Origin of the sequence: Clostridium nigeriense (assembly GCF_050585265.1) — a bacterium.
Classification (GTDB): Bacteria; Bacillota; Clostridia; order Clostridiales; family Clostridiaceae; genus Clostridium; species Clostridium nigeriense_B.
Genome location: NZ_JBNOOE010000004.1, coordinates 162,658 through 184,761, shown reverse-complemented (window position 1 = coordinate 184,761; position 22,104 = coordinate 162,658). Strand labels below are relative to the sequence as shown.

Here is a 22,104-nt window from a genome sequence, read left to right as displayed (position 1 = left end):
CTTTTTGACATCTACATATTAACGTTCTTTTTTATTCATGTCTAATGCTTATATTTGATGATTTATCATTCATTAAAAGCATGATAAACATTTTAGAATATTTCATCTTTTATTCCACATGAATATGGTATAATTTAAAGGTAATATTTTAAATATCGTAGTAGAATGGCTACGGATGTTTTAAACATTTTATCCTCCTGGGTTATTGGTGATTATTTCACGATAACTAGGAGGTGATATTGGATATGCTTGAATTAACACTAAAAAGCTTTGTGATAATTTATATTATTAGACTAGTTTTAAAACATAATCTTTTTATTTATTATTTAAAGATTTTATATTATATACCATAAATTGGAGTTTAATGCTCTATTATACCTATAATTGTTCTAACCACTCGTGTCCATTAGGAAATGAAATATTTAATGCATTCCTTAACCAATCACGTTGTTTTTCACTTAAATTTTTAATAGCAACATCAAAGTCATGCCTATAATTAACTATCATTTCAATATCATTCTTTTGTGTACTTTTAGTAAATTTTACAAAAATAGATTTATATAATAAAACCATCTCTGGTGCAAGATATGGTATATTTTCTTTGGTATAATGAATAGCATTAGAAAGATTAATGCTTGGATTTCTTTTATATAGGAATAAGTCGTCTTCTTTTCTATTAAAAAGAAGTTCAATAAAATCCATAATATCTTGATGTTTACGCTCTGTCGTTATTTCATAAAAGTTGTCATAAATATTTCTAATTTCATAGCTGTTTGAATTAGCCTTAATACACCATAAATTATCTTCTGTACATAAGTCATCTTGAATACTTAATATTTCTCTTAATAACCCATTATCAGGCTCAAATATCCGCCACCCAGTATTAAGAAAGCTATCAATAATTTGTTCCCTATCATTCCAAAATACTGCAATATCCATATCTTTATGTAATCTTGTAGTTTTTCCTACGAACAAATCAATTGCATCTCCTCCACAAACAGCCCATTCATCGACCATATTTCCCATTAACTTTGTAACTTCTTCTATCATAAAGTTCATAAATCGCCCTCTCTATATATTGGAATTTGTTTTTTAATTTTCTACTCTTTCATAAATTGTGCCATCCCACGCAGAATAAACTGCTATATATTCATAATTGGGATATTCCTTTATCTCATATATTTTTTTACCATTATCCGTCTTACAAATCAAAATATTTGAAATAGTATACTTCTCAATAGGACTACCATAACAATACTCCTTTCCATTTAAATAAATTGATTCCCCTCGTTCTACAGCCTCATTTTTATAACTTTTGTTATGTAAAACTCTATACCCAAATAAAGTTATAATGAAAACTATAACGATTCCTCCCAAAAGTAACATCCTTATTGTCTGTCTTTTCTCTTCTCTATCCAAAATAATACTCCTACAAATTCTAATTTATCTAATTCTTAAGTACAAAATACGAATTATACTCTGTGCCATCATGACCGATTAGCTTTTTATCTGTATACTGAAATCCTAACCTTTTTAGAGCTATAATTCTTTCAGATGCCTCTGATATAGACTTAGTAGCCACTTTATTACATTTAAATAAATCAAATGTATGTGGAATTATTAACGATAAAATGTTTTCAATTTCTTGTGTCTGCTCATAATCACTTCTCAAATCTAATCTCAATAATCCACAGTCAGTAAAATAATCCTTGCTATTTCTATGAAACAGTTCTATTGTTCCAATAGCAGAACTTCTATGTTTATCTATAATTGACCATCTAACAAACCCTTGTCTATCATATTCAAAATGCCAATAATCAATAGCATCTTTCATGCGTTGCTCTGTAGTATAATGAAAATCGTCTCCACCACAATTATCACTATTAAATAGGGAAACTGCTTTTTTATCAGAATATACTTTCAATAAATCAATATAGTCTTCATTCGCTACAAATTTAAGTTGATATTTTTCATTTTCATATCTAGGGCATGTTTCATATACATTTAGCATTTTATATTCTCCTATCTAATTCCTATTTATTTGCCTACTATTTAAATTCCTTACTTCACAATATCTATAGCTACCTTACCTGTCATGTGATCTATTTTAACTTGAATTACACATACTATATTCAACCCATTTTCAATTACTTTCTGTCCTTCTTCAATATAGTTAGGTGAATGCTTTTCAACTAAACATTCAAGGGCATATCGTTTATCCGAATCATCTGTAAGTATCCTTGCTCACTACGCATTTACGATCCCCCTACAAATTTATATTTAACTGTTCTAAATTTTCCTTCAATCCAAAAACTTGCTTCTATTGTATGAAATTTAATAAGTCTGAATTTTGGATCATCAATTCCTTTTTTAAAGAATCTTCTATCTGTTTCATTCCATACCTCTAACTGAATCTCTTTATCATCAATAAATTCTACATTTCCAATAAGCGTAACACTATCTCCACCCAATGTATAACATACACTTGCCTTTGTATTATTTTCAAAATGTGTAGCTTTTCCATTTATTGCAGAGCGTTTGGATGTAACAAAGTATATATCATGAAAATCACTAGCTTTTACCTTTGATAATGCACATATTCTTGGATATCCTTTTTCATTTATAGATGCAAGTGTTAAAATACTACATAATTCAAGCAACTTATTTGCTTTTTCTTCTATTTCTCTAATACGTTCCTTTTGTATTTCACTTGCTTTTCTTTCCATAATATCTCCCCTTCCCATTTATATTAAATATCCTAATAATCCTATTACTTTAAAATCTTAGATAAATTGAAGTTTATTTTTTTCTAAGTTCTTAACAAGTATAGTTAATCCATTTGATGCAACTTGTCCATTTTCTATATACCCTAGTTTTTGCCAAAAATTCAAAGCTGCTCCATAAGCAATAACGTAAATTCCCTTTATATCTAGTCTAAGAAGCTCTTTTTCAGCATACTCAACTAAAACACATCCTAATCCTTTTTTTCTCATAGAAGGTATTATACCAATTTCTGCAATTGTTCCATATCCAGGTATTACACTAAAATCATGATCTATAGTATCTTTCATCCAAATTGCTATACCAATGAAAATATCGTCAGAATATGCTAAAACACCAAACATTGACTTCTCTTGAATTAAATCAAATAACTTTTTTATAAATCCATCAATTTTATCTTGTGCTGTATCCGAATCTTCTCCATCTCTATAATAATCATTCATAAAATCATGAAATAATTTAAAATTTTCTTGGTTTATCTGCTTAAATTCATACATAATAAACTCCTCTTATAAATTCCTATATCTTACTCTCTAAATATTCTAGCTATGTTGCATTTATTACGTTGCATATAAACTAAAAATATAAGATTCTATCTTTTCTTCATACCCTTCATTTGAAAAACCTAATTTTTTCAATAAATTAATACTTGCTTCATTCCCTTTTTCTGTCATAGCTACAATTTCATAATTCTTATATTTATCATGAATTTCTTTAATTAAATTCGATAAAATTTCATAAGCATATCCATTTCTCTGATACTTATATGAAATTGTATATCCAATAGTTATTGTCCTATTTTTAAAGAAAATAGACAAATCCCCTATTAATTCACCTGTTTTTAATGTAATTGCCAAATGTTGTTCTGCTTCTGAAAGAAATACTATATTTTTATTTACATTAATCAAATTTATAAGGTAATTTTTAGACGTATCATCATATCTTTGATACTTTTTACATTCATAGTTATTTCTATAATCGAACAATTCATCAATATCAGTATCTCGAAAACTCCTTAGTATTAATCTTTTAGTTTCAAACATTATATCCTCAACTCCTAATTTAATACTATTTTAAATTAACAGTAATATTTTTCCATAATTGTGAACTTAAAATCATTATCTTCAATGACCTCTCCACATTTATTAAAACCAAGTTTATCAAATAAATTTAATGCAGGTTTATTAGTTTCGCCAGTTTCAATATATATTCTATCGATAGCCATATTATCAAAGATATATTTTGTTACTACATTTATTGCTGTGTAGGCAATACCTTTTCTCCAATATCTTTTATCAGCTATAATTACTCCAAAATTCATGACATCTCTCTTTAGTATATAGCTCTAAAGAAATATTTTTTCCTTGCATTTTTACCATTCCTCTTCTAACCCCCTATTTTTCTCATATAAATATCCTATATACATTAGAATTATTATGTTTTGGATAAACTAAAAATATAGAATTCTATCTTTTATTCATACCCTTCATTTATAAAATCTAACTTTCCTAAATAATATTTTTATTAATTCTTCAAGGTCATTAATTACTTCATAATCCTTTCCTATGCTAACCAATTTGTATATGAAATATTGCAATTTATTTCTGCATAGTAATACTCCATTAATTCCTAGTTTCATAGCCCCTTAGCAGTTAATAATATTATCATCTATAAATACTGCTTCTTCTGGTAAAATATTAAGCTCCTCTAAAGCCTTTAGATACATTTTTTCATTTGGCTTTATGATTCCTAAAACTGATGAAATTATAAAGGAATCAAAATAATTATATAGATCTTTATTCTCATAAACATCTCTTAAAGATGGCCATTCATCAGAAACTATTGCAAGCTTATATTTTGCTTTTAATTTTGGGATTATCTTTAATGCATCAACATTGTTATGTATATCTGTTATTATTCCTATTTTCATTTTATCTCCTCTATAAATTGGAATTTAATAATCAAGTTTCTTAATGTACTTAATATTTTTTATAATAATATCTGACTTCCACCAATTTTTACTTATAGCCCATTCTTCAAGATAATTATTCCAATCCCATGTAACTTTCCAAGTACCATCATTATTTTGAGTATTTAAAATAAATTGGTATTCAAAGTCACATATATCCTTATTTTCCAAATAGAAATCACTTGATTTACTGTTTATGAACAATGATGGTTTGCATATATAATCAGTGCTCCATCTTTTAGTGTCATATGTTATAACTTGTTTAATTTGCTTTTGTAATAATTTTTTAAATTCTTCCATATTCAATAAATTGCAAATAGAGCATTCTTTCATGTACTCGTATAATTCTATAAAACAAGCACTTTCATGCATAGATTCTAAAGGAAAATTCTTTTTAAAATAATTATAAGCTTCTTTTGATAACTCACATGCTGACTTATATATAACAGTATCTTTTTCTGCATATTTCAATATAAAACCTATTAGACTTGCCGTAGGATTATATGTTAATTCTTGATTTTGACTATAAGACCACCAAGGTGCATGAGGATAATTATCATTTGCTGCTACTGTATTTAAACCATTCCATCTATGTCCATCAAATTCATTATTAGAGGATAAATAATCTAAAATTCCTTTTATTATTGTATGTGTTTTATCATCTAAATTAATTTCTTTAATGATTTGAGTTGCTACCCATGTTTGCAAAGGTGTTGAATTAATATTCCAGCAATCAGGCTCAAGTGCATTGGCAAATCCACCATCAATATTTTGGTATGTCTTTAAAATACTAATAACATCTTCCTTACTTCCATTTTCAAATAAGTAGTTCCATCTTGCCATATCAAGGGGTCTTGCATTCTTTAATATAAATTTTTTTGCACGTGTATAATAATCCATCACTTTCCTCCCTTTAAATTTCTAATTTAAATTGTGAATACGACTTTAAATTCTTCACACACAACTTTCATATCTTCATTAAATTCTTTGCCAACTTCAGTCATACACATTGTAAAAAAATCTTTGTGACATTTTCTCCAATAAGATAGTGACTTATCCCCTTCGCCTTCCTTAAAAGCATGTTCCTCACTTATTTCTTTGAATTCTTCTACGTAAACTTTTGTTGTTTTAATAATACACATAGCATTATTTTTAGAATCTAAGATAATACTATATTCACCAACCTTAGGCAAAGGTTCATTTTCTATTGCATATAATGGATATGCAGAAGCTGTTGCTGTTTTTTCACCTCTTAAAACTAAATCCGCAAGTAAATCAGCATCAACTCCAAAGGCCCAGGCTTCATATTCGTCTTTAATACTATCATTTATCTTTTTATATTCAATCCACATTTCTTCCGCATTCATAATAACTCTCCAAACCTTTCCTATTTATCTAACTCGCATAATTTTATTGATAAGGTTCATCAATTCAATCGTAAGTTATTTAAATTTTATTTCTACTTTTTAAATCATCAAAAATATTTTCTTTATCTTATACTTTCCAAGTCCCCTTCTATCCTTCCATTCTTATATATAAAAAGAAATACCGTACTATTAATCTCTAAATAATACGGTACTAAAATTATATTTATATGAAATTGGTATTAGTTCTTATTATTAGAACCAAAAACCTCTGCAGCATCTGTTAAAGCCGCAGCATCTATTAAATCTACGGCATCTATTAAATCCAAAACCGCAACATCCATTTCCAAATCCACAGCAGCCATTAAAGCCAAAAAACATATAAATCCCTCCTCTTTTGTATACTCTAATATATTCACTACATTACATAATTGTTCTATTATGTGGAGTTTTTTTATATTTCTGCTTTATTTCTACAACTATAATTATTTTTATACCATATTTATTTTGAAATTTCCTTTTTGTAAGACTCGATTGCTTTTCTGTAGTTTAAAATCCCTTCATCTTTTGTAGTTTCTAGTAATACTCCTATTAATTCACTAAATGATACTTCATATTCCTTCATTTCAAAAAGAGTTAATGCATGAAATACTAGTAGTTCTTTCTTTTCTGGAAATTGTCTCATTGCTTCTAAAAAAACAGAATTACTTTCTTCTAATCTTCCTAAAACTTTTAAGGAAGACCCAAGACCAAGTAAAGCTCCCAGTAAATCTTCTGTACCTAACGAATTAGAAATGGCATTTTCATAATACTGAACAGCCTCATCTTCTTTACCATGATTATCTAGTGTACATGCCATGTGGTAATTTAACTTTGAATTTTTAGGATCTTTCTTTATAAAAAATCTTAATAACTCTTCAGCTTCTTCATCTCTTCCGCTTTTTCTATACTCTTCTATTTTTTTAATTTCTTCTTCATACATTAAATTTACACCCCATCAAGATTTTATTACTAAAAACACTTCCTACAATGTAATTATATACTATAAATACATATTTTGGAATTAATTCTTGTATAAAAAATTGAGGCATAGATATACTTCAAAATATCTATCCTCAATTTTATAATTTATATTAACTTTATCTTTTAAAATCTTCTATTCTGTACATTATTATTCAATATTTAATGGTAACTTTATATTAAAGCTAGTTAATTCTTCACTACTATTTACACTTATAGTACCGTTATACTTTTCAATCATTTCTTTTACTATGTATAAACCAAATCCATTATCCCCATTTTTATTATCTTTAGTTGAAAATCCTTCTTCAAAAATTCTCTCAATTATATGTTTTTCTATTTCCGGTCCATTATTTTGAATGCTTATTATTACATGATTAAAGCTATAATAACTTTTAATCATTAATAATCCTCTTCCATTTAGAGCTTCAATAGAATTTCTGACTATATTAGAAATAATTCTTTGAAGATCTAGTTCACTTATATTGGTATCTTCTAGTTTTGCCTTTTCATCAATTAAAATATCTATATTTTTTAAATCAGTTGTATTCACTACTTGAGCTATAAGGGAATCTTCAGAGCTTAATACTTTAACCTGAGATGAAATATCATGTCCCTCAATTATTCCCCTTAATAGCTCTCCTAATTTTTCATTATTTCCCATTAGATATGCACCATACAAATATGAAATTTGTGATCCATAATCATGCTTTATCTTCTTAAGTTCATTAATCTTTTTTTCCAATTCTCTATTTAAACTAAGTATTTCATTAGATTTTTTATCTACATTTGCAAAATACAGTGTAATAAAAATAATAAATGCACCTAGCAAAGTAAACACTATTTCTTTAAATATTGGATTATCTTGATCATTATAAATACGGAAAAATGAAATTATGAAATCTACTGATACTGTAATAATTAGCAAAGTAAATATAGATGAAACTCTTGATTTTACAGTCATATATATTCTATAAATAAACTTCATATTTATTAATACTAACACAGAAACTATATATTGAGGAAATATCATAAATATTATTGTTATCAAATTAATATATTTACTACTTACATTGTTTAAAAATAACAAAAATAAACTAATACTTATTATTGCAGTAATACCCATTATTAAGTATGTTATGCTAAATGCAATAATTCCTCCTAATTTATCTCCTTTATATGAAATAATAATTAATGAAATCATAATAATATGAAGTATTATTGCTGACAAACTATAATTACCCATTAAATTCGTTACTACTATAATAATTAAAGTTATTAATGTTATTAATATGGATAATTGATACTTACTCTTTTTATACTCTTTATCAAGGCAATAATTTACTACACTAAAAGTCATAATGGTTTGAATAAAACTACTTATAATATCAAAAAATCCTACATTCATTCTTTTAAGGTTCCTTTATCTTAGTTTTTTTATTGATTCTGGCATTTCTTCTATTCCTACAGTAAGTAGAGATGCAGTTCCTGTAGTAGTTATTATTGCTGTTAAAAATAATGCAAATGATCCTAAATACTTCTTAATTTTCATTTATTTCACCTCCTTATATTTATTAAACATCAACATAGCTTGTACTAATATTGTCCAGACTATTATTTGAGATGCCCATGTAATTTTATATAAAACAATTGATACTATAGCTAATATTAAAGTACTGCTAATTCCAATTATTCTATTTCTTTTAATAAGATCTTCTCTAGTAATAGGCATTCTATCATCTATAACTGGAGCTTTATTATAAACAGAAAATACACTTAATAAGTTTAATATAATGCAACTCATTAAATTTAATCTTCTATATCCAGATAAAAATATTATAAAAAATACTAATATTAAAGTTGCTATAAAACATTTTACTTGTGTATCCTCATGATACCCACCAATAAAAGGCTTTGTAATACACATTACTAAAATGGTAACTAAACTTTCTTTAAAATATCCTAAAATTGAAAAAACAATAATAGTAAGTGAAAGTTTAATTACTTCAAATATTATAGATTTTAAAGTATATTTAACTTGCTCTATTTGTTCATTACTGTAATTATTATATTCACCTAAATCCTCTACAAATTTATATATAAATCTTTCAATCATCCTAAAATAATCCCTCAATCTTTATTTTTCTATTATATCCATATTATACAGTAATTATATAAATTATTCCATATGATTAATTACGTAAATTAAATATAAATAAAATAAAAAATATTTTTAAATTCTAACTAATTTTCTAAGAAAAAAGAGTGTATCAACATAAACGGATACACTCTAAAATAATTTTTAAAATTTATCATATATGATATGCTTATCTATCATAATAAATCAAAATAGTTACATTAAAAAGTTCCGTATATTTTTTTGAATAATACGGTATAAAATAACATTACTATTTGATGAATTGATTGATACTAGGATCTACAACATCTACAACATCTTCGACATCTACAGCATCTATCTTCCCTGTGGCATCTGTCTTTTCTATCATCTTTGTCGCATCTATCTTTTCTGTCATGTCTGTCATGTCTGTCATGCCTGTCACATCTATCTCTTCTATCATCTCTATCGCATCTATCTTTTCTGTCATGCCTATCACATCTATCATGTCTATCATCTTTGTCGCATCTATCTTTTCTGTCATGTCTATCATCTTTGTCACATCTATCTCTTCTGTCATCTCTATCCCGTCTCTCCCATCTCTCCCAGTTATTATATCCATTAGACATATTCATCACCTTCTTTTTCATTTATATATTTAATATATTCAGAAGGTTACATAATAGTTCCTAATTTATGATTATGTAAAATGCTTATTTCTCTATTTTATACTAATATATTATTTAATATAAAACTTACTTTAAAGCTGAATGATTAAATTTATAAGAAGTTATTCACAGGATAATCTTTTTATAAATTTCTCGTATAAAAAAGTAATTCTATATAATTTTGCTTATTCCGCCGCATTCGCTCCAAGTCATCGCAAAATTAATAGAATCACTTCAGAGCTAAAGGATGGAAATTATAAAACCTTATTCACAGGGTAACACTTTTATAATTTCCTAAAGAGTAAAAAAATAAGATGCCAAACTAGACATCTTATTAAAATAATATAAAAATTACAACTAGTTAAATATACCTCTCTATATTATCTAACCTTGTAACCCATTTTCTTGGCGTTCCATATTCTCTATAACAACGTCAAAAATATCTCCTAATGAAGCAGCATACTCAATTAATTTCCATGGTTCATTAGTATGATAGTGAATCTTTATTAAATCCTCATCACCAACTGCAAGTAAACAATCCCCTTCAAAGTTCTTAGTTATATATTCATTAATTTCATCTTCTGAAAGATCATGTCCTTCAATTAATAACTGAGTATCAAATTTATATTCAAGCATAATTCATTTTCCTTTCAATTTCATTTTTAATAACATTATACATCCTTTAGCTTTATTAACAAAATATTTCGGATATGCCTACTAATAAATTGAAAAGAATTTTTCATAAATATTAATTATAAAATCTATAAAATGAAAAAATAATTCTTTACCACTCTCCTATATTTAATTAACTAAATTTAAAGTCTATACTTTATTTATCGAAGAAAAATATGAAAGGATGAAATAGCATTATGAGTATAAAAGTAATAATAATGGATGTTGATGGGACTTTAACTAACAGTAAAAAATTAATACCTGAAGAAACTAAAGAAACATTAATTAAAGCACAAGAAAATGGAGCTATATTAATTTTAGCATCTGGAAGACCTACTTCTGGATTAATAGATTTTGCTAAAGAACTAGAGATGGAACATCATCATGGACTTTTAGTTTCATATAATGGTTCTATGGTTATTGATTGTGAAACTAACAATATTTTATTTAACGAAACTATGACAGTTAAAGATGGACAAGCAGTTTTAGAACATATGAAAAATTTCCATGTTAAGCCTATGATTATTAAGGATACCTACATGTATGTAAATGATGTTTTTGATAATGAAATAGAAGTTAATGGTGCTCCCTTTAATATAATTCAATATGAAGCCAGAGGAGGAAAGTTTAAGCTATGCGAAAAAGATGACTTAGCTTCCTTTGCTGATTATCCACTAAACAAGATTTTAATTGCTGGAGATCCAGAGTATTTAAAAGAAAACTATAAATCTATTATGGAACCATTTAAAGATAAATTAAGCTGTATGTTTACAGCACCTTTCTACTTTGAGTTTACTGCTAATGGGATAGATAAAGCTAAGGCACTAGACACAGTATTGATTCCTATGGGCTATACTAAAGAAGAAATGATTGCTTTTGGGGACGGTCATAATGATGCTTCAATTATTAAATATGCTGGTATAGGAGTAGCAATGGATAACGCTGTAGAAGAATTAAAAGCTATAGCAGATGAAGTTACCTTATCTAATGAAGAGAATGGTATTGCAGTATCATTACGTAAACATATGCCAGAGGTATTTTGTAAGTGAACTAAAGGCTGTACAAAGACAGCCTATTATATATAAATTAAAATTCACTTAGTTTTTTATAATATCGTAATTTATTTTTTAGATTATTATCATAATCAGTTTCAAAGTAGCAAGCAAATAAAATATCTAAAATATATAGCAAAGATAATCTAGTAGAGAAAGATGATATTTTATTATAATGATTTTCATTAGAGCATAAATATAATTGATAATCTGAAAGAGCCATCATTGGATTCTCTTCAGTTGATGATATTAATAATATTGGTGTTTCATTATTCTTTAGAGTTTTTGCAAGTTTATTAACTAAAATTCCTCTACCACCAAAGGATATTAATATAGCCATATGTGTTTCATCACTACATGAAGCTACTAATCTTTGATTATATTCTTCTATAGGCACATTAATGTTAATCCCGATTTCTTGCATTTGAAACTTAAAATTTTCAGCAAAAAATATATTTCCTGCTGAAGTATAAACATCAATTTGCTTTGCTTTTTTCATAGCTTTAACAGCCAATTTCAACTGATCAAGATTAAAAAGATTGAATGTTGAAAGTATGGTTTGATCATAGTCTTCTCTGATTTTTGTAAGTATTTCATAATGAGTTTGATTTTGTTTAACGGGGAAGTCAAAATCAAATTCCTTATTTTCTTTTAGATAACTATTTATTGCACCAGATATTTTAACTTTAAGCTCAGATAATCCTGAGATATCTAATTTTTGACAAAGACGATATAATGTAGTTGTTGAAACAAAACATTCTTTACAAATTGCATCAGAACTCATATTTAAAAACTTATTTGGATTTTCTAAAATAAAATCTACTATCTGTTTTTCATTATTAGTTAGATTTTTAGTATTACTTAATTTGTTAAAAATGTTCATTATAATCTCCTTATATTTCTCCAATTTTCTATACTAATATATGGAATATAATTATAATATAAAATCTATTGCTATTCAATCTTACTAAATATCACTTTATTACTGTATTTATTTAATATATTCACTATTATTAAGTTTTAAAAATTATATCTATTTCTACTTATGAAGGAGGACAAGAAATGTTAACATTACTACTACTAATAATCTATATATCTTTTATTAGTTTAGGACTACCTGATGCAATATTAGGATCAGCTTGGCCAATGATTCACCAAGACTTAAATGTTCCTATATCATATGCAGGACTAGTTACAATGATAATTTCAGGTGGCACAATTATATCAAGTTTCTTTAGCGAAAAATTTATAAGAAAGTTTGGAACTGGTAAAGTTACAACCTTTAGTGTATTTTTAACAGCTATAGGCTTGTTAGGAGTTTATTTTTCCCCTAGCTTTATATGGATATGCTTACTTGGAATACCATTAGGATTAGGTGCTGGGGCTGTAGACTCTGCCTTGAATAATTTTGTAGCATTACATTATAAAGCTAAACATATGAACTGGCTTCATTGTTTTTGGGGAGTAGGTGCTACAACAGGACCATTTATAATGTCTGTTTATTTGTTAAAAGAAAATGGTTGGAGACTTGGATACGCTACTATAGGTAGTATTCAAGCTGTGTTAGTTATATGTCTATTTATCTCTCTGCCATTATGGAAAAAGTTTGATATTGATAGCAATGAAGAAATTAGTAATACTAAAGAAGTAAAAATCTCTACTTTAATTAACTTACCTGGCGCCAAGCCTGCACTTATATCATTTTTTTGCTATTGTGCAGTAGAACTTACTACAGGTTTATGGGTTAGCTCTTATTTAGTTATAAGCAATGGTTTATCTGCCAAAATAGCAGCAAAATGGGTATCATTATATTATTTAGGTATTACTATAGGTAGATTCTTAGCTGGTTTTATATCTATTAAATTAAATAATAAGCAAATGCTAAGAATAGGACAAGTTATTTGTATTATTGGAGGAATTTTATTAAGTATAACTTACTCAAGCAATATTCAGTTAATAGGATTAATATCAATAGGTCTTGGTTGTGCTCCTATTTATCCAGCTATGCTACATGAAACTCCAAATAGATTTGGAAAAGAATTATCTCAAGGAATAATGGGAATACAGATGGCTACTGCATATGTTGGAAGTACTTTTATGCCACCTTTATTCGGTGCACTATCACAAGTTGTTGGATTTGAAATTTTACCATATTTTATATTGATATTAATGATACTTATGCTTATATTGACAGAAAAAGTTAACAAAGTATGCAAAAATTCTAATAATAAATCATAGTTCTTTAGGTTATTTTTACTTAAATAAAAAGCCTTAGCTATTAATATCACTAGCTAAGGCTAAACTTATCCTTAAAAATAAATATATGCCTCTAATTTACTTCACTAGCTTTTTAACATTCTCGATGTCATCTGTATAAAAAAATATATACCCACACTTTGGACAAACTGCCGCCTTAACAGTTATTTTATTCATATTTCCTTTAGGTAATCTATCACTTAACTGAATCTTTTCACCATGAAATCCCCCAATTAAATTAAGTCCTTCAACCATTTCTGTATTACATTCAGAACATATCCTCATAAAAATCTCTCCTTAAAATTTCTCTATATATCAACATAAAATTAGAATTTAACTGACACTCTAAATCTCTGATTTAGCTAGTGGAAATTACTTCTACTAACATATGTAAGTAGTGAGTTTCATCATTATAACATATTGACTTTATAATTTACTATTTATTTCTTGTAATATTCATGCCTAAATATGGTATAATTCTAAAGTAATATTTTGAAATACCGTAGAGAATGGCTACGGAGGTTTTGAACGTTTTATCTCCCTAGGACTATTGGTGATATCTCATCGTAGTTAGGGGGTGGTATTGAATATGCTAGAATTAATTATAAAAAGCATTTCTGTTATTTATATTATAAGATTAATCTTAAAACATAATCTTTTTATTTCTAAATTAATTATCAAGATTAATTTTCTTGGAATTCATATAGAGGTTGATGGCAAAGAAAGAAAGCACCCATTCCGCTAAAAATAGTGTGCTTTCATCTTAATTAAATTATTTAATTCATTCAATAGCCCTAAAACAAAATAAATGTTCTAAGGATTGCTTAGTGTTGACGCACTAAGCTTTTCTTATTTACACCTCTGTGTAAGCACGAATGTCCAAATAATAAATTTGAATTCTTACTTATATTATATCAAATTTTTATAAAAAATAAACCTAAATAATTTAAATAATATTTATAATTTTAACAGTTATCTTGTTGATATTTCACTTAGGAAATCTATAGTTTAACTGAGTTTTTGGGCCATGAGAGCCCCCAATTTAATTATTAACATTTCTCTTAAAAGTATAATAGGTTCCTCCAAAGTAACATATATAAACACCAAGCATTAAAGCAACTCCAAAGATCGAGCTTAAAATAAATGTTTTATCTCCAACAAAAACTGTGATTATATTCTTATAAAACAGATAATAATTATATATAAATATTGAGACCCCAATTATTGCTATAGTAATAGGAACTATAAAATATACTGAAATTTGTTTTAAAATAATCTTATTTACTTCATTTTCTTCAATACCTAATTTTCTAAGCACATTAAACCTATCCTTATGCTCAATGGAATCTGAAAGTTGGCTAAGTGATAAAATAGTTAAGCTTATCATTAAAAGTACTACTCCCAAATATATACCAAGTATTCTCATAGCTAAAGTTGTATTTAAAATATTATTAGTTTCTAGGGATTTAATTCTTGGATCAATTACTCTAAATGTCATGTCCCCTTCGGTACTATATTTTTTTACAAACTCAGAATTATTTTTTATAAACCAATCATTTATATAGTTACTTTGAAAATAATTAGCCTCTTCATAACTCATTTCATTTTCAATATTAGCTACAAAATTAGTTTCTACAAAATCAAGATTATCACATACTTTATCTGGCAAAATTATAATATTCTCTGTACTCCTATAAATTCCTTCTCCAATAGATTCTTTATAAGCTGAATTACCGCTAATATTATATATTTCTCCTCTAATATTCAAACTTGGATTTTTACTTACATAATTATTTATTACTTCATCTTTAGTAGCATTATGCCATTGAGTAGTGAACTCATTATCTTTAAGCTCCATTTCTTCATATCCTAACATACTTCTTAGCTTATTAAAGTCACTTAATCTAATTGCTAAAATTGATTCATTATTTGCATTTACAATATATTTTTCTACCTGGCAGTAACTTTTTACATCATATCCATTATTGTTTAAGTAATCTATAACATCACTATAATCTAACTTAGGTAGCTCTTTAACACCATCTATATTAACTTCTTTCAAAAAGCTTGTACTATAATTATTTCTTATATCTATATCATAAGGAACCCTCATATCTAAATATCCAAGCGCCCATTGAGCCATTACAATAGTTATTATAAAACTTATCATAGCTCCTAAAAAAGTCATTGATATTGTAGCCATTAATATTGGAGCTGTCTTTATTTTAGATACTATTGATCCTATTAAAAATAAATTTGTTCCTTCATATTTAAAATTAACCCACTTATTTTTTGTGTATATCATTATATAAGAAATAGAATAAAACAATGCATAAGTTCCCATTATAAAAGTAATTAAAGATATGCCTACATACATCAATGATTTTACACTATAATCAATTTTCAAATTCATTAATTTAATAGTACAACTACCACAAATAACATATAAAATTACTGATAATGCAAATATTCCACTATATACTTTGCCACTTCTTTTAAATTGGAACTCAACTTGTTTATGTGCATTTAACATATCTATAAGTTTTATTTTTCTTAAAACTATAACGTTATATAATCCTATTATAAAAAACATAGATATAAAGAATATAAATGTAATTCCTAATGTATCCATATATAACTTTAGGCTAAATATTACTTCTTGCTTTGCACTTATTAAAACTATAGCTGTAATTGCTTGAGAAAATAAAGTTCCTATAAATATTCCTGCTATTATAGCCAAAATTCCAATTATCAGCGTTTCAACAAAGAACATAAATGCCACAATTTTTTGTTCTGCTCCAAGCAATACATATGTTGCAAATTCTCTTTTACGTCTTCTTATCATATATTTATTTACATAAGCTACAAGTAAAATAAGAGTTGCTGTAATTACATAAGTTGCATATTGTAATATTAATTTTAAAGCTCTAAAATTATAAGATTCTTCAGTAATTAGTTCATAACTTGAACTAGAAAGTGATGTAATTGCATAAAATAAACTTACGCATATTGTTATAGTTATAAAATAAATCAAATAATCTTTAATAGATTTTTTTGCATTACCCTTGGCTAACTTAACGTACACCTCTAACATCACCACCTAATAATGCTACTACATCTAATATTTTATTGAAAAATTGTCTTCTAGTATTTTCACCCTTCATTAATTCTGCAAATATTTTCCCATCCTTAATAAATAATATCCTATCACAATAACTAGCTGTAAATGAATCATGTGTTACCATTAATATTGTTGCATCTAAATCTTTATTTAAATTTGATATCATCTCTATTAACATTTGAGCTGATTTTGAATCAAGTGCTCCTGTTGGTTCATCAGCTAAGATTAATTTTGGATTAGTTACTAATGCTCTTGCACAAGCTGTTCTTTGTTTTTGTCCTCCTGATATTTCATAAGGATATTTTGAAAGTAAGTCTTCTATTCCTAGCTCTCTTGCCACCCCTAAAACTTTCTTATCTATTTCACTTTTTTTAGTTTTATTTATAGTAAGAGCTAAAGCTATATTTTCATGAATAGTTAATGTATCTAATAAGTTAAAATCTTGAAATATAAATCCTAAATTTTCTCTTCTAAATTTTGCTATATTCTTTTGATTTATTTCTGTTAAATCTTTTCCATCTAAATAAATATTACCTGAACTAACATCATCAATTGTGGCTATCAAATTTAATAGTGTTGTCTTACCTGATCCAGATGGTCCCATTACACCAACAAATTCACCTTTTTTCACATTAAAGCTTATATCATCAATTGCTTTAACTATATTTCCCTTATTTCCATAGTATTTCTCAATATTACTTATTCTTAATACTTCATTCATTGATTATCACCTCAAAGATATTTTAACTTATATATCACATGCTAGATTCGATTTAATATTACTTTTAGGTGACAATGTTGTAACATTACTAAATCAAAACTTAATTAACACTCTAAATCTCTAATTTAATCAGTGAAAGTTAAATGACATTCAAAACTTGCTCTGGGTTAATGGAACTTTTACATAGTGCACTCCTACTAACATTTTTGAGTAGTAAGTTTCATTACAAAACTTCCTATTGGAAAAGTAATAATAACTTTTGTATAACTATCTATTTCTGATTCTATGTCTATTAATAATCCTAATTTATCGCATAGTTTTTTGCATAAATATAATCCAATCCCCGTAGATTTACTATTTAATCGACCTGCATTTCCTGTAAATCCTTTTTCAAATACCCTCTCTAACTCGTCTCTAGGTATACCAATTCCATTATCTTCAACAATTAATTTAATTCCATTTTTTATACTACATACATATACCTTAACTTTAGGATTTTTGTTATTCCTGTATTTTATAGCATTTACTATTATCTGATTCAAAATAAATTCAAGCCATTTGCTATCGCAATATACTGTTTTATCTATATTATCAATACATATATCTATGTTATTTAAAATAAAGCCTTGCTTATTTCTTGTAATCACACTGTTCACACAATCCTGTAGACTTATTTCCTTAACAAGATAATCCTTATTTACATCTTCACTTCTTGCATAAAATAATGCTTGCTCAACATATCTATCAATTTCTTCTAATTGCATAAGTATCGCTGAACTTTTAGTTGTTCTATTATTTTCTTCTATTAACTTTATAAGAGATATAGGTGTTTTTACTTCATGAATCCACTGTTCTATATATTCTTTATAATCTTTAAGTCTTGATTTTTCTTTGTTAATTTCTTCTCTCATAGATTTGCTTGATTTCTTTAGAAGATAATAATATGGTTCTGCTTCAATGAAAGGTGGCACTTCTACTACTTCGCTTATTAAGTATTTTTTATCTATATTTGAAACACATTTCTCGATTATTTCAAAATAATCCTTTCTTTTTCTATAGGCAATCGCTAAGTATATAAATAAAATAATAATCCATGAGAACACTATTATACTTACTGATTCAAATTCATTACCTATACTAAGAAGAAAGATAGATAAAACTATTAAAGCTATAATATTTAAGAATATTGTTCCTATCTTACTTTTTAAGTAATCTTTCAATCTCATATCATATAACCTTGTCCTCTTTTAGTCTTAATAAAATCTTTTATGCCTATTTCTTCTATTTTATTTCTTATTCTTGTAATATTTACTGTAAGTGTATTATCATTTACAAACATTGAACTATCCCATAAATACTCCATTATCTCAGCCCTAGATACAATTTTTCCTTTATTAATTAATAAGTAATATAATATTTTTAACTCATTTTTTGTAAGCTCTTCACTACTTCCATTATGTTCAATTGTACTTGTTAAAATGTTTAACTTTAAACCACTATACTCAATTACATCTAAATTAGTATCATTTGGATATGCTCTTTTAATAAGTGCATTTATTCTCGCTAAAAGTATTTGAGTATTATAGGGTTTCGTAATAAAATCATCTCCACCTAAAGTAATTGCCATAAGTTCATCTATATTTGTATTTCTACTTGTTATAAAGATTATAGGTATCTTTGAGAAACTACGTATCTCTGTACATATTTTAAATCCATCATCCTTAGGTAAATTTATATCTAATAAAATTAAATTCGGATTATTTTCTTTTACTATTTCAGGTATCTTGTCAAAAGCTTTTGGTTTTAAAACTGAATAACCATTTATTGTTAATACACTTCCAATTTCATTTTGGAGTTGTTCATTATCATCTATTATCATTACCGTAAACATGCTTTTCTCTCCATCTATAATTTGTCTATCTTATTAGTTATTTCATAATAAATTTATAAAAATATGTTCGTTGAAAATAATTTATATAATTTTGATATACACACTAAAAATACCGCATATTCTCTTGAATAATACGGTATCTCTCTAATTTAATATTTAATTTTATCCTAGTAATATATTAAAATTATTCGTTAAATTAAATTTTTCACCATATATTATACTTATTTTTCTATAAATCTTTGCAATACATAACTTCAATAGCACCACTAAAATTCTTAGACTTATCTGTTAAAACAAATCCATGATTTTCATAAAATTTACGTGCTCTACTATTTTCTTTAAACACCCATAACATAACTTTACTAAATCCAGCATTTTTAATATCTTTTAAGATATAATCCATCATGGCTGTTCCATATCCTTTTCCCCAATTATCACATAAACTATGAATACAAATAATTTCTGAGTATCCTTCCATTTCTTCATCTCTTGCCTTATCCCAATATGCTATACAATGGGGGTTATCATCAATTGCCATAATAAATCCATTTCCAATGTTTTTACTTAGCAACATATTATATAATTCTATTGCTTTATCCAGATTAGTGTATTTATCTAAATCTTCTTTAGATAAAATTTTATTAAATGAACTTTTCCATGATTCTGTTTGTATATAAGCTAATACATTAGCATCGCTAACTTCTACCTTTCGTATATTAATAACTTTTTCCATAATTCTCCTCATTTTGACTCTATATTTTTTATATCCAAAATATAACTATATTATAAGTTTAGCATAGCATTTTTTTCAATATATTACTATTGAGTTTTCAAAAATTAATTTTAGTTCACAGTAACTCCAAATTATTTCTTTTTAAGGTAGGGGAGATCCTATCACTGTATGTTTTCTTACTAGATAATAAAACTCTTCAGTAACTTTCTCATCTAAAGGATTATTTTGAAGTTTTTCTATTACAGGTATCAAAATCGATAAGTCATTTTCATTTAACACATCTTCAATATTACTAACATTAGTTAGATTATTATTTAACATCATTAAAGCAGCACTTAATAGCTCATTTTTATTATAAAATGATGTTGACCTATATACAGAATAAGCCTGACCCGTTGCAGAAGCTAATCCTGACATATCCACAATCTGGCTATGTCTACTTTCTTCAATTGATTCTATCCTATTAGAGAGCATATCTAATGTATATCTAAACTCGACATCATTCTGTTCTATTAATTGGTTATAATTAAACAATTTAATAAACTGATAAAAAATTATTACTACTAATACTGCTATAACACCTATAGTTTTACGTTTTTCACTTATATTTTTCATATTCCCTCTTTCTATGCATAACTTAATTTTATTTCATTAATTTAGATTTACTTTTTATTTATCTATTTTTTTCTTTTGTCTGTTATCTATTGCTACTCCAATGGCTAAACCAATTGCTATACCAATTGCTAAATTTTTATATATTATACCAAAAGTAACACCAAAGCATAATCCTACTCCCAAATAACTTCTGTTTATTCTTTCCATAGCTACCTCCAATAAACTTGCTATTTATATATTGCTTTTTACAATGGAATCAATATATATTTATATTATCTTTTTTAGTCAATAATTTTTGAACTACATAAATAATAAAGTAGATAATTAATATATTTATAAGCAATGTTCCAAGATTTATATAGAATGAAGATAATAATCTTTTATTTAAAGAGTTATCATATATTGTTAAATAAGCAAATGGATAACCAAAGTTTTTTGCAAATTCTCCATAATTATGGGAAGGTAATAAATATGCTAACAAAACTACTATCCATGCTGACATATTAAAAATTTTCTTATTAAATTTCATAATCTCCTCCTATTTAATTTTTAGAAAGTTATTAAACATTACAATTATAATTTAACCCTAAGACATATCATTATCTACCATTACATTCCTTTTCAATAATCAATTGAATCTCACAGGTACTGCATCTATATACAGGTATTTTGCATCCTTTTAAGAAATTAAGCTTTGCTAATAAAATTTCAGTATCTTTCGGAGTATTTATTACTCTCCCTACCTTTTCATCCTTTGGAGTCCATTTTATATCCTCTTTAGCTGAATACACAAAACCTTCAATCATTATTTTATTACAAAACGGACATTTCACTCTGATTCCTCCTTATACCATAATCACTTTTATTAGGATTAAAACATCCAAAAGCAAGTGAACCATGTATAACTATTTATCATTATAATCTATTATTTCATCTATTTTACTCTCAAGTCTATTTAGTCTGATATACAATTCTTTTAAGTACAATGATTGTTTCTCTTCTTGTTCCTTTAACTTATTAGGTATATAATAAACAACATTAAATATAATTAATAAAATTAATGCCATAATAAAAAATTCTATCCCCATTTTACATGTCCCTTTCAACTTCCTATTTTTTAAGCAC

At 26.3% G+C, this 22,104-nt stretch carries 31 protein-coding genes; 2 read left to right on the top strand and 29 right to left on the bottom strand.

Annotation, left to right across the window (positions count from 1 at the left end):
* Window positions 1-378: 378 nt before the first annotated feature.
* The 17 genes from ACQPVP_RS05670 to ACQPVP_RS05590 all read right to left on the bottom strand — a co-directional run bounded on the left by ACQPVP_RS05670 (window position 379) and on the right by ACQPVP_RS05590 (window position 10,554).
* A complete protein-coding gene (locus ACQPVP_RS05670) occupies window positions 379-1,059 on the bottom strand; it encodes a nucleotidyltransferase domain-containing protein (protein ID WP_430848034.1) in 681 nt (226 codons plus the stop codon).
* 33 nt (window positions 1,060-1,092) lie between these two features.
* The gene (locus tag ACQPVP_RS05665; protein ID WP_430840517.1) at window positions 1,093-1,419 is read right to left on the bottom strand and encodes a hypothetical protein; all 327 of its coding nucleotides are present in this window, start codon (window positions 1,417-1,419) and stop codon (window positions 1,093-1,095) included.
* Between the two features lie 28 nt (window positions 1,420-1,447).
* Window positions 1,448-2,011, bottom strand: a complete 564-nt coding sequence (locus ACQPVP_RS05660) for an N-acetyltransferase (protein ID WP_430840516.1) — start codon at window positions 2,009-2,011, stop codon at window positions 1,448-1,450.
* Between the two features lie 244 nt (window positions 2,012-2,255).
* A complete protein-coding gene (locus tag ACQPVP_RS05655; protein ID WP_430840515.1) occupies window positions 2,256-2,726 on the bottom strand; it encodes a pyridoxamine 5'-phosphate oxidase family protein in 471 nt (156 codons plus the stop codon).
* A 57-nt stretch (window positions 2,727-2,783) separates the two neighbouring features.
* Complete coding sequence (locus ACQPVP_RS05650) at window positions 2,784-3,278, bottom strand: GNAT family N-acetyltransferase (RefSeq protein WP_430840514.1); 495 nt, start codon at window positions 3,276-3,278, stop codon at window positions 2,784-2,786.
* A 63-nt stretch (window positions 3,279-3,341) separates the two neighbouring features.
* Window positions 3,342-3,824, bottom strand: a complete 483-nt coding sequence (locus ACQPVP_RS05645; RefSeq protein ID WP_430840513.1) for a GNAT family N-acetyltransferase — start codon at window positions 3,822-3,824, stop codon at window positions 3,342-3,344.
* Window positions 3,825-3,859: 35 nt separating this feature from the next.
* Window positions 3,860-4,102: a GNAT family N-acetyltransferase gene (locus ACQPVP_RS05640; RefSeq protein ID WP_430840512.1), complete on the bottom strand. Its 243-nt coding sequence runs from the start codon at window positions 4,100-4,102 to the stop codon at window positions 3,860-3,862.
* A gap of 324 nt (window positions 4,103-4,426) precedes the next feature.
* Window positions 4,427-4,711 (bottom strand): HAD-IA family hydrolase, encoded by a 285-nt coding sequence (locus ACQPVP_RS05635; RefSeq protein WP_430848032.1) that lies wholly within the window; start codon window positions 4,709-4,711, stop codon window positions 4,427-4,429.
* A gap of 24 nt (window positions 4,712-4,735) precedes the next feature.
* Window positions 4,736-5,650 (bottom strand): hypothetical protein, encoded by a 915-nt coding sequence (locus tag ACQPVP_RS05630; RefSeq protein ID WP_430840510.1) that lies wholly within the window; start codon window positions 5,648-5,650, stop codon window positions 4,736-4,738.
* A 26-nt stretch (window positions 5,651-5,676) separates the two neighbouring features.
* A complete protein-coding gene (locus ACQPVP_RS05625) occupies window positions 5,677-6,117 on the bottom strand; it encodes an ASCH domain-containing protein (protein ID WP_430848030.1) in 441 nt (146 codons plus the stop codon).
* A 239-nt stretch (window positions 6,118-6,356) separates the two neighbouring features.
* Window positions 6,357-6,488, bottom strand: a complete 132-nt coding sequence (locus tag ACQPVP_RS05620) for a hypothetical protein (RefSeq protein ID WP_430848028.1) — start codon at window positions 6,486-6,488, stop codon at window positions 6,357-6,359.
* Window positions 6,489-6,616: 128 nt separating this feature from the next.
* A complete protein-coding gene (locus ACQPVP_RS05615; protein WP_430848026.1) occupies window positions 6,617-7,096 on the bottom strand; it encodes a tetratricopeptide repeat protein in 480 nt (159 codons plus the stop codon).
* Window positions 7,097-7,285: 189 nt separating this feature from the next.
* On the bottom strand, window positions 7,286-8,542 hold the full coding sequence (locus tag ACQPVP_RS05610; protein ID WP_430840507.1) for a sensor histidine kinase: 1,257 nt from the start codon (window positions 8,540-8,542) through the stop codon (window positions 7,286-7,288).
* 15 nt (window positions 8,543-8,557) lie between these two features.
* A complete protein-coding gene (locus tag ACQPVP_RS05605; protein ID WP_430840506.1) occupies window positions 8,558-8,686 on the bottom strand; it encodes a hypothetical protein in 129 nt (42 codons plus the stop codon).
* On the bottom strand, window positions 8,687-9,250 hold the full coding sequence (locus ACQPVP_RS05600; RefSeq protein ID WP_430840505.1) for an accessory gene regulator B family protein: 564 nt from the start codon (window positions 9,248-9,250) through the stop codon (window positions 8,687-8,689).
* Between the two features lie 292 nt (window positions 9,251-9,542).
* On the bottom strand, window positions 9,543-9,872 hold the full coding sequence (locus tag ACQPVP_RS05595) for a hypothetical protein (RefSeq protein ID WP_430848024.1): 330 nt from the start codon (window positions 9,870-9,872) through the stop codon (window positions 9,543-9,545).
* Window positions 9,873-10,302: 430 nt separating this feature from the next.
* A complete protein-coding gene (locus tag ACQPVP_RS05590) occupies window positions 10,303-10,554 on the bottom strand; it encodes a kinase to dihydroxyacetone kinase (protein WP_430840503.1) in 252 nt (83 codons plus the stop codon).
* Between the two features lie 230 nt (window positions 10,555-10,784).
* Between ACQPVP_RS05590 and ACQPVP_RS05585 the strand changes: the two genes are divergently transcribed.
* The gene (locus ACQPVP_RS05585) at window positions 10,785-11,639 is read left to right on the top strand and encodes a Cof-type HAD-IIB family hydrolase (RefSeq protein WP_430840575.1); all 855 of its coding nucleotides are present in this window, start codon (window positions 10,785-10,787) and stop codon (window positions 11,637-11,639) included.
* A gap of 37 nt (window positions 11,640-11,676) precedes the next feature.
* Here ACQPVP_RS05585 and ACQPVP_RS05580 read toward each other — a convergent pair whose 3' ends face one another.
* Window positions 11,677-12,525, bottom strand: coding sequence for a MurR/RpiR family transcriptional regulator (locus tag ACQPVP_RS05580; protein ID WP_430840502.1), 849 nt, complete (start codon window positions 12,523-12,525; stop codon window positions 11,677-11,679).
* A 179-nt stretch (window positions 12,526-12,704) separates the two neighbouring features.
* Between ACQPVP_RS05580 and ACQPVP_RS05575 the strand changes: the two genes are divergently transcribed.
* The gene (locus tag ACQPVP_RS05575; RefSeq protein ID WP_430848022.1) at window positions 12,705-13,880 is read left to right on the top strand and encodes an MFS transporter; all 1,176 of its coding nucleotides are present in this window, start codon (window positions 12,705-12,707) and stop codon (window positions 13,878-13,880) included.
* A 96-nt stretch (window positions 13,881-13,976) separates the two neighbouring features.
* On the opposite strand, the gene ACQPVP_RS05570 is transcribed toward ACQPVP_RS05575, so the two are convergent.
* From ACQPVP_RS05570 to ACQPVP_RS05520, 11 genes are all read right to left on the bottom strand, one after another.
* Window positions 13,977-14,183 (bottom strand): hypothetical protein, encoded by a 207-nt coding sequence (locus ACQPVP_RS05570; protein ID WP_430840500.1) that lies wholly within the window; start codon window positions 14,181-14,183, stop codon window positions 13,977-13,979.
* Window positions 14,184-14,940: 757 nt separating this feature from the next.
* A complete protein-coding gene (locus ACQPVP_RS05565; RefSeq protein WP_430848020.1) occupies window positions 14,941-16,983 on the bottom strand; it encodes an FtsX-like permease family protein in 2,043 nt (680 codons plus the stop codon).
* Window positions 16,973-17,740: an ABC transporter ATP-binding protein gene (locus ACQPVP_RS05560; protein ID WP_430848018.1), complete on the bottom strand. Its 768-nt coding sequence runs from the start codon at window positions 17,738-17,740 to the stop codon at window positions 16,973-16,975. Before ACQPVP_RS05560 ends, ACQPVP_RS05565 begins: the two co-directional genes overlap by 11 nt.
* Before the next feature lie 197 nt (window positions 17,741-17,937).
* Window positions 17,938-18,966 (bottom strand): sensor histidine kinase, encoded by a 1,029-nt coding sequence (locus tag ACQPVP_RS05555; protein WP_430848017.1) that lies wholly within the window; start codon window positions 18,964-18,966, stop codon window positions 17,938-17,940.
* Entirely contained in the window at window positions 18,963-19,631 is a 669-nt protein-coding gene (locus ACQPVP_RS05550) for a response regulator transcription factor (RefSeq protein WP_430848015.1), read from the bottom strand. Before ACQPVP_RS05550 ends, ACQPVP_RS05555 begins: the two co-directional genes overlap by 4 nt.
* Window positions 19,632-19,860: 229 nt before the next feature.
* Window positions 19,861-20,364, bottom strand: a complete 504-nt coding sequence (locus ACQPVP_RS05545; protein WP_430840495.1) for a GNAT family N-acetyltransferase — start codon at window positions 20,362-20,364, stop codon at window positions 19,861-19,863.
* 141 nt (window positions 20,365-20,505) lie between these two features.
* The gene (locus ACQPVP_RS05540) at window positions 20,506-20,979 is read right to left on the bottom strand and encodes a hypothetical protein (protein ID WP_430848013.1); all 474 of its coding nucleotides are present in this window, start codon (window positions 20,977-20,979) and stop codon (window positions 20,506-20,508) included.
* A gap of 54 nt (window positions 20,980-21,033) precedes the next feature.
* On the bottom strand, window positions 21,034-21,186 hold the full coding sequence (locus ACQPVP_RS05535) for a hypothetical protein (RefSeq protein ID WP_430840493.1): 153 nt from the start codon (window positions 21,184-21,186) through the stop codon (window positions 21,034-21,036).
* 49 nt (window positions 21,187-21,235) lie between these two features.
* The gene (locus tag ACQPVP_RS05530) at window positions 21,236-21,508 is read right to left on the bottom strand and encodes a hypothetical protein (protein ID WP_430848011.1); all 273 of its coding nucleotides are present in this window, start codon (window positions 21,506-21,508) and stop codon (window positions 21,236-21,238) included.
* 70 nt (window positions 21,509-21,578) lie between these two features.
* Window positions 21,579-21,812 (bottom strand): PF20097 family protein, encoded by a 234-nt coding sequence (locus tag ACQPVP_RS05525; RefSeq protein ID WP_430840491.1) that lies wholly within the window; start codon window positions 21,810-21,812, stop codon window positions 21,579-21,581.
* A gap of 72 nt (window positions 21,813-21,884) precedes the next feature.
* On the bottom strand, window positions 21,885-22,067 hold the full coding sequence (locus tag ACQPVP_RS05520) for a hypothetical protein (RefSeq protein WP_430848009.1): 183 nt from the start codon (window positions 22,065-22,067) through the stop codon (window positions 21,885-21,887).
* Window positions 22,068-22,104 lie beyond the last annotated feature (37 nt).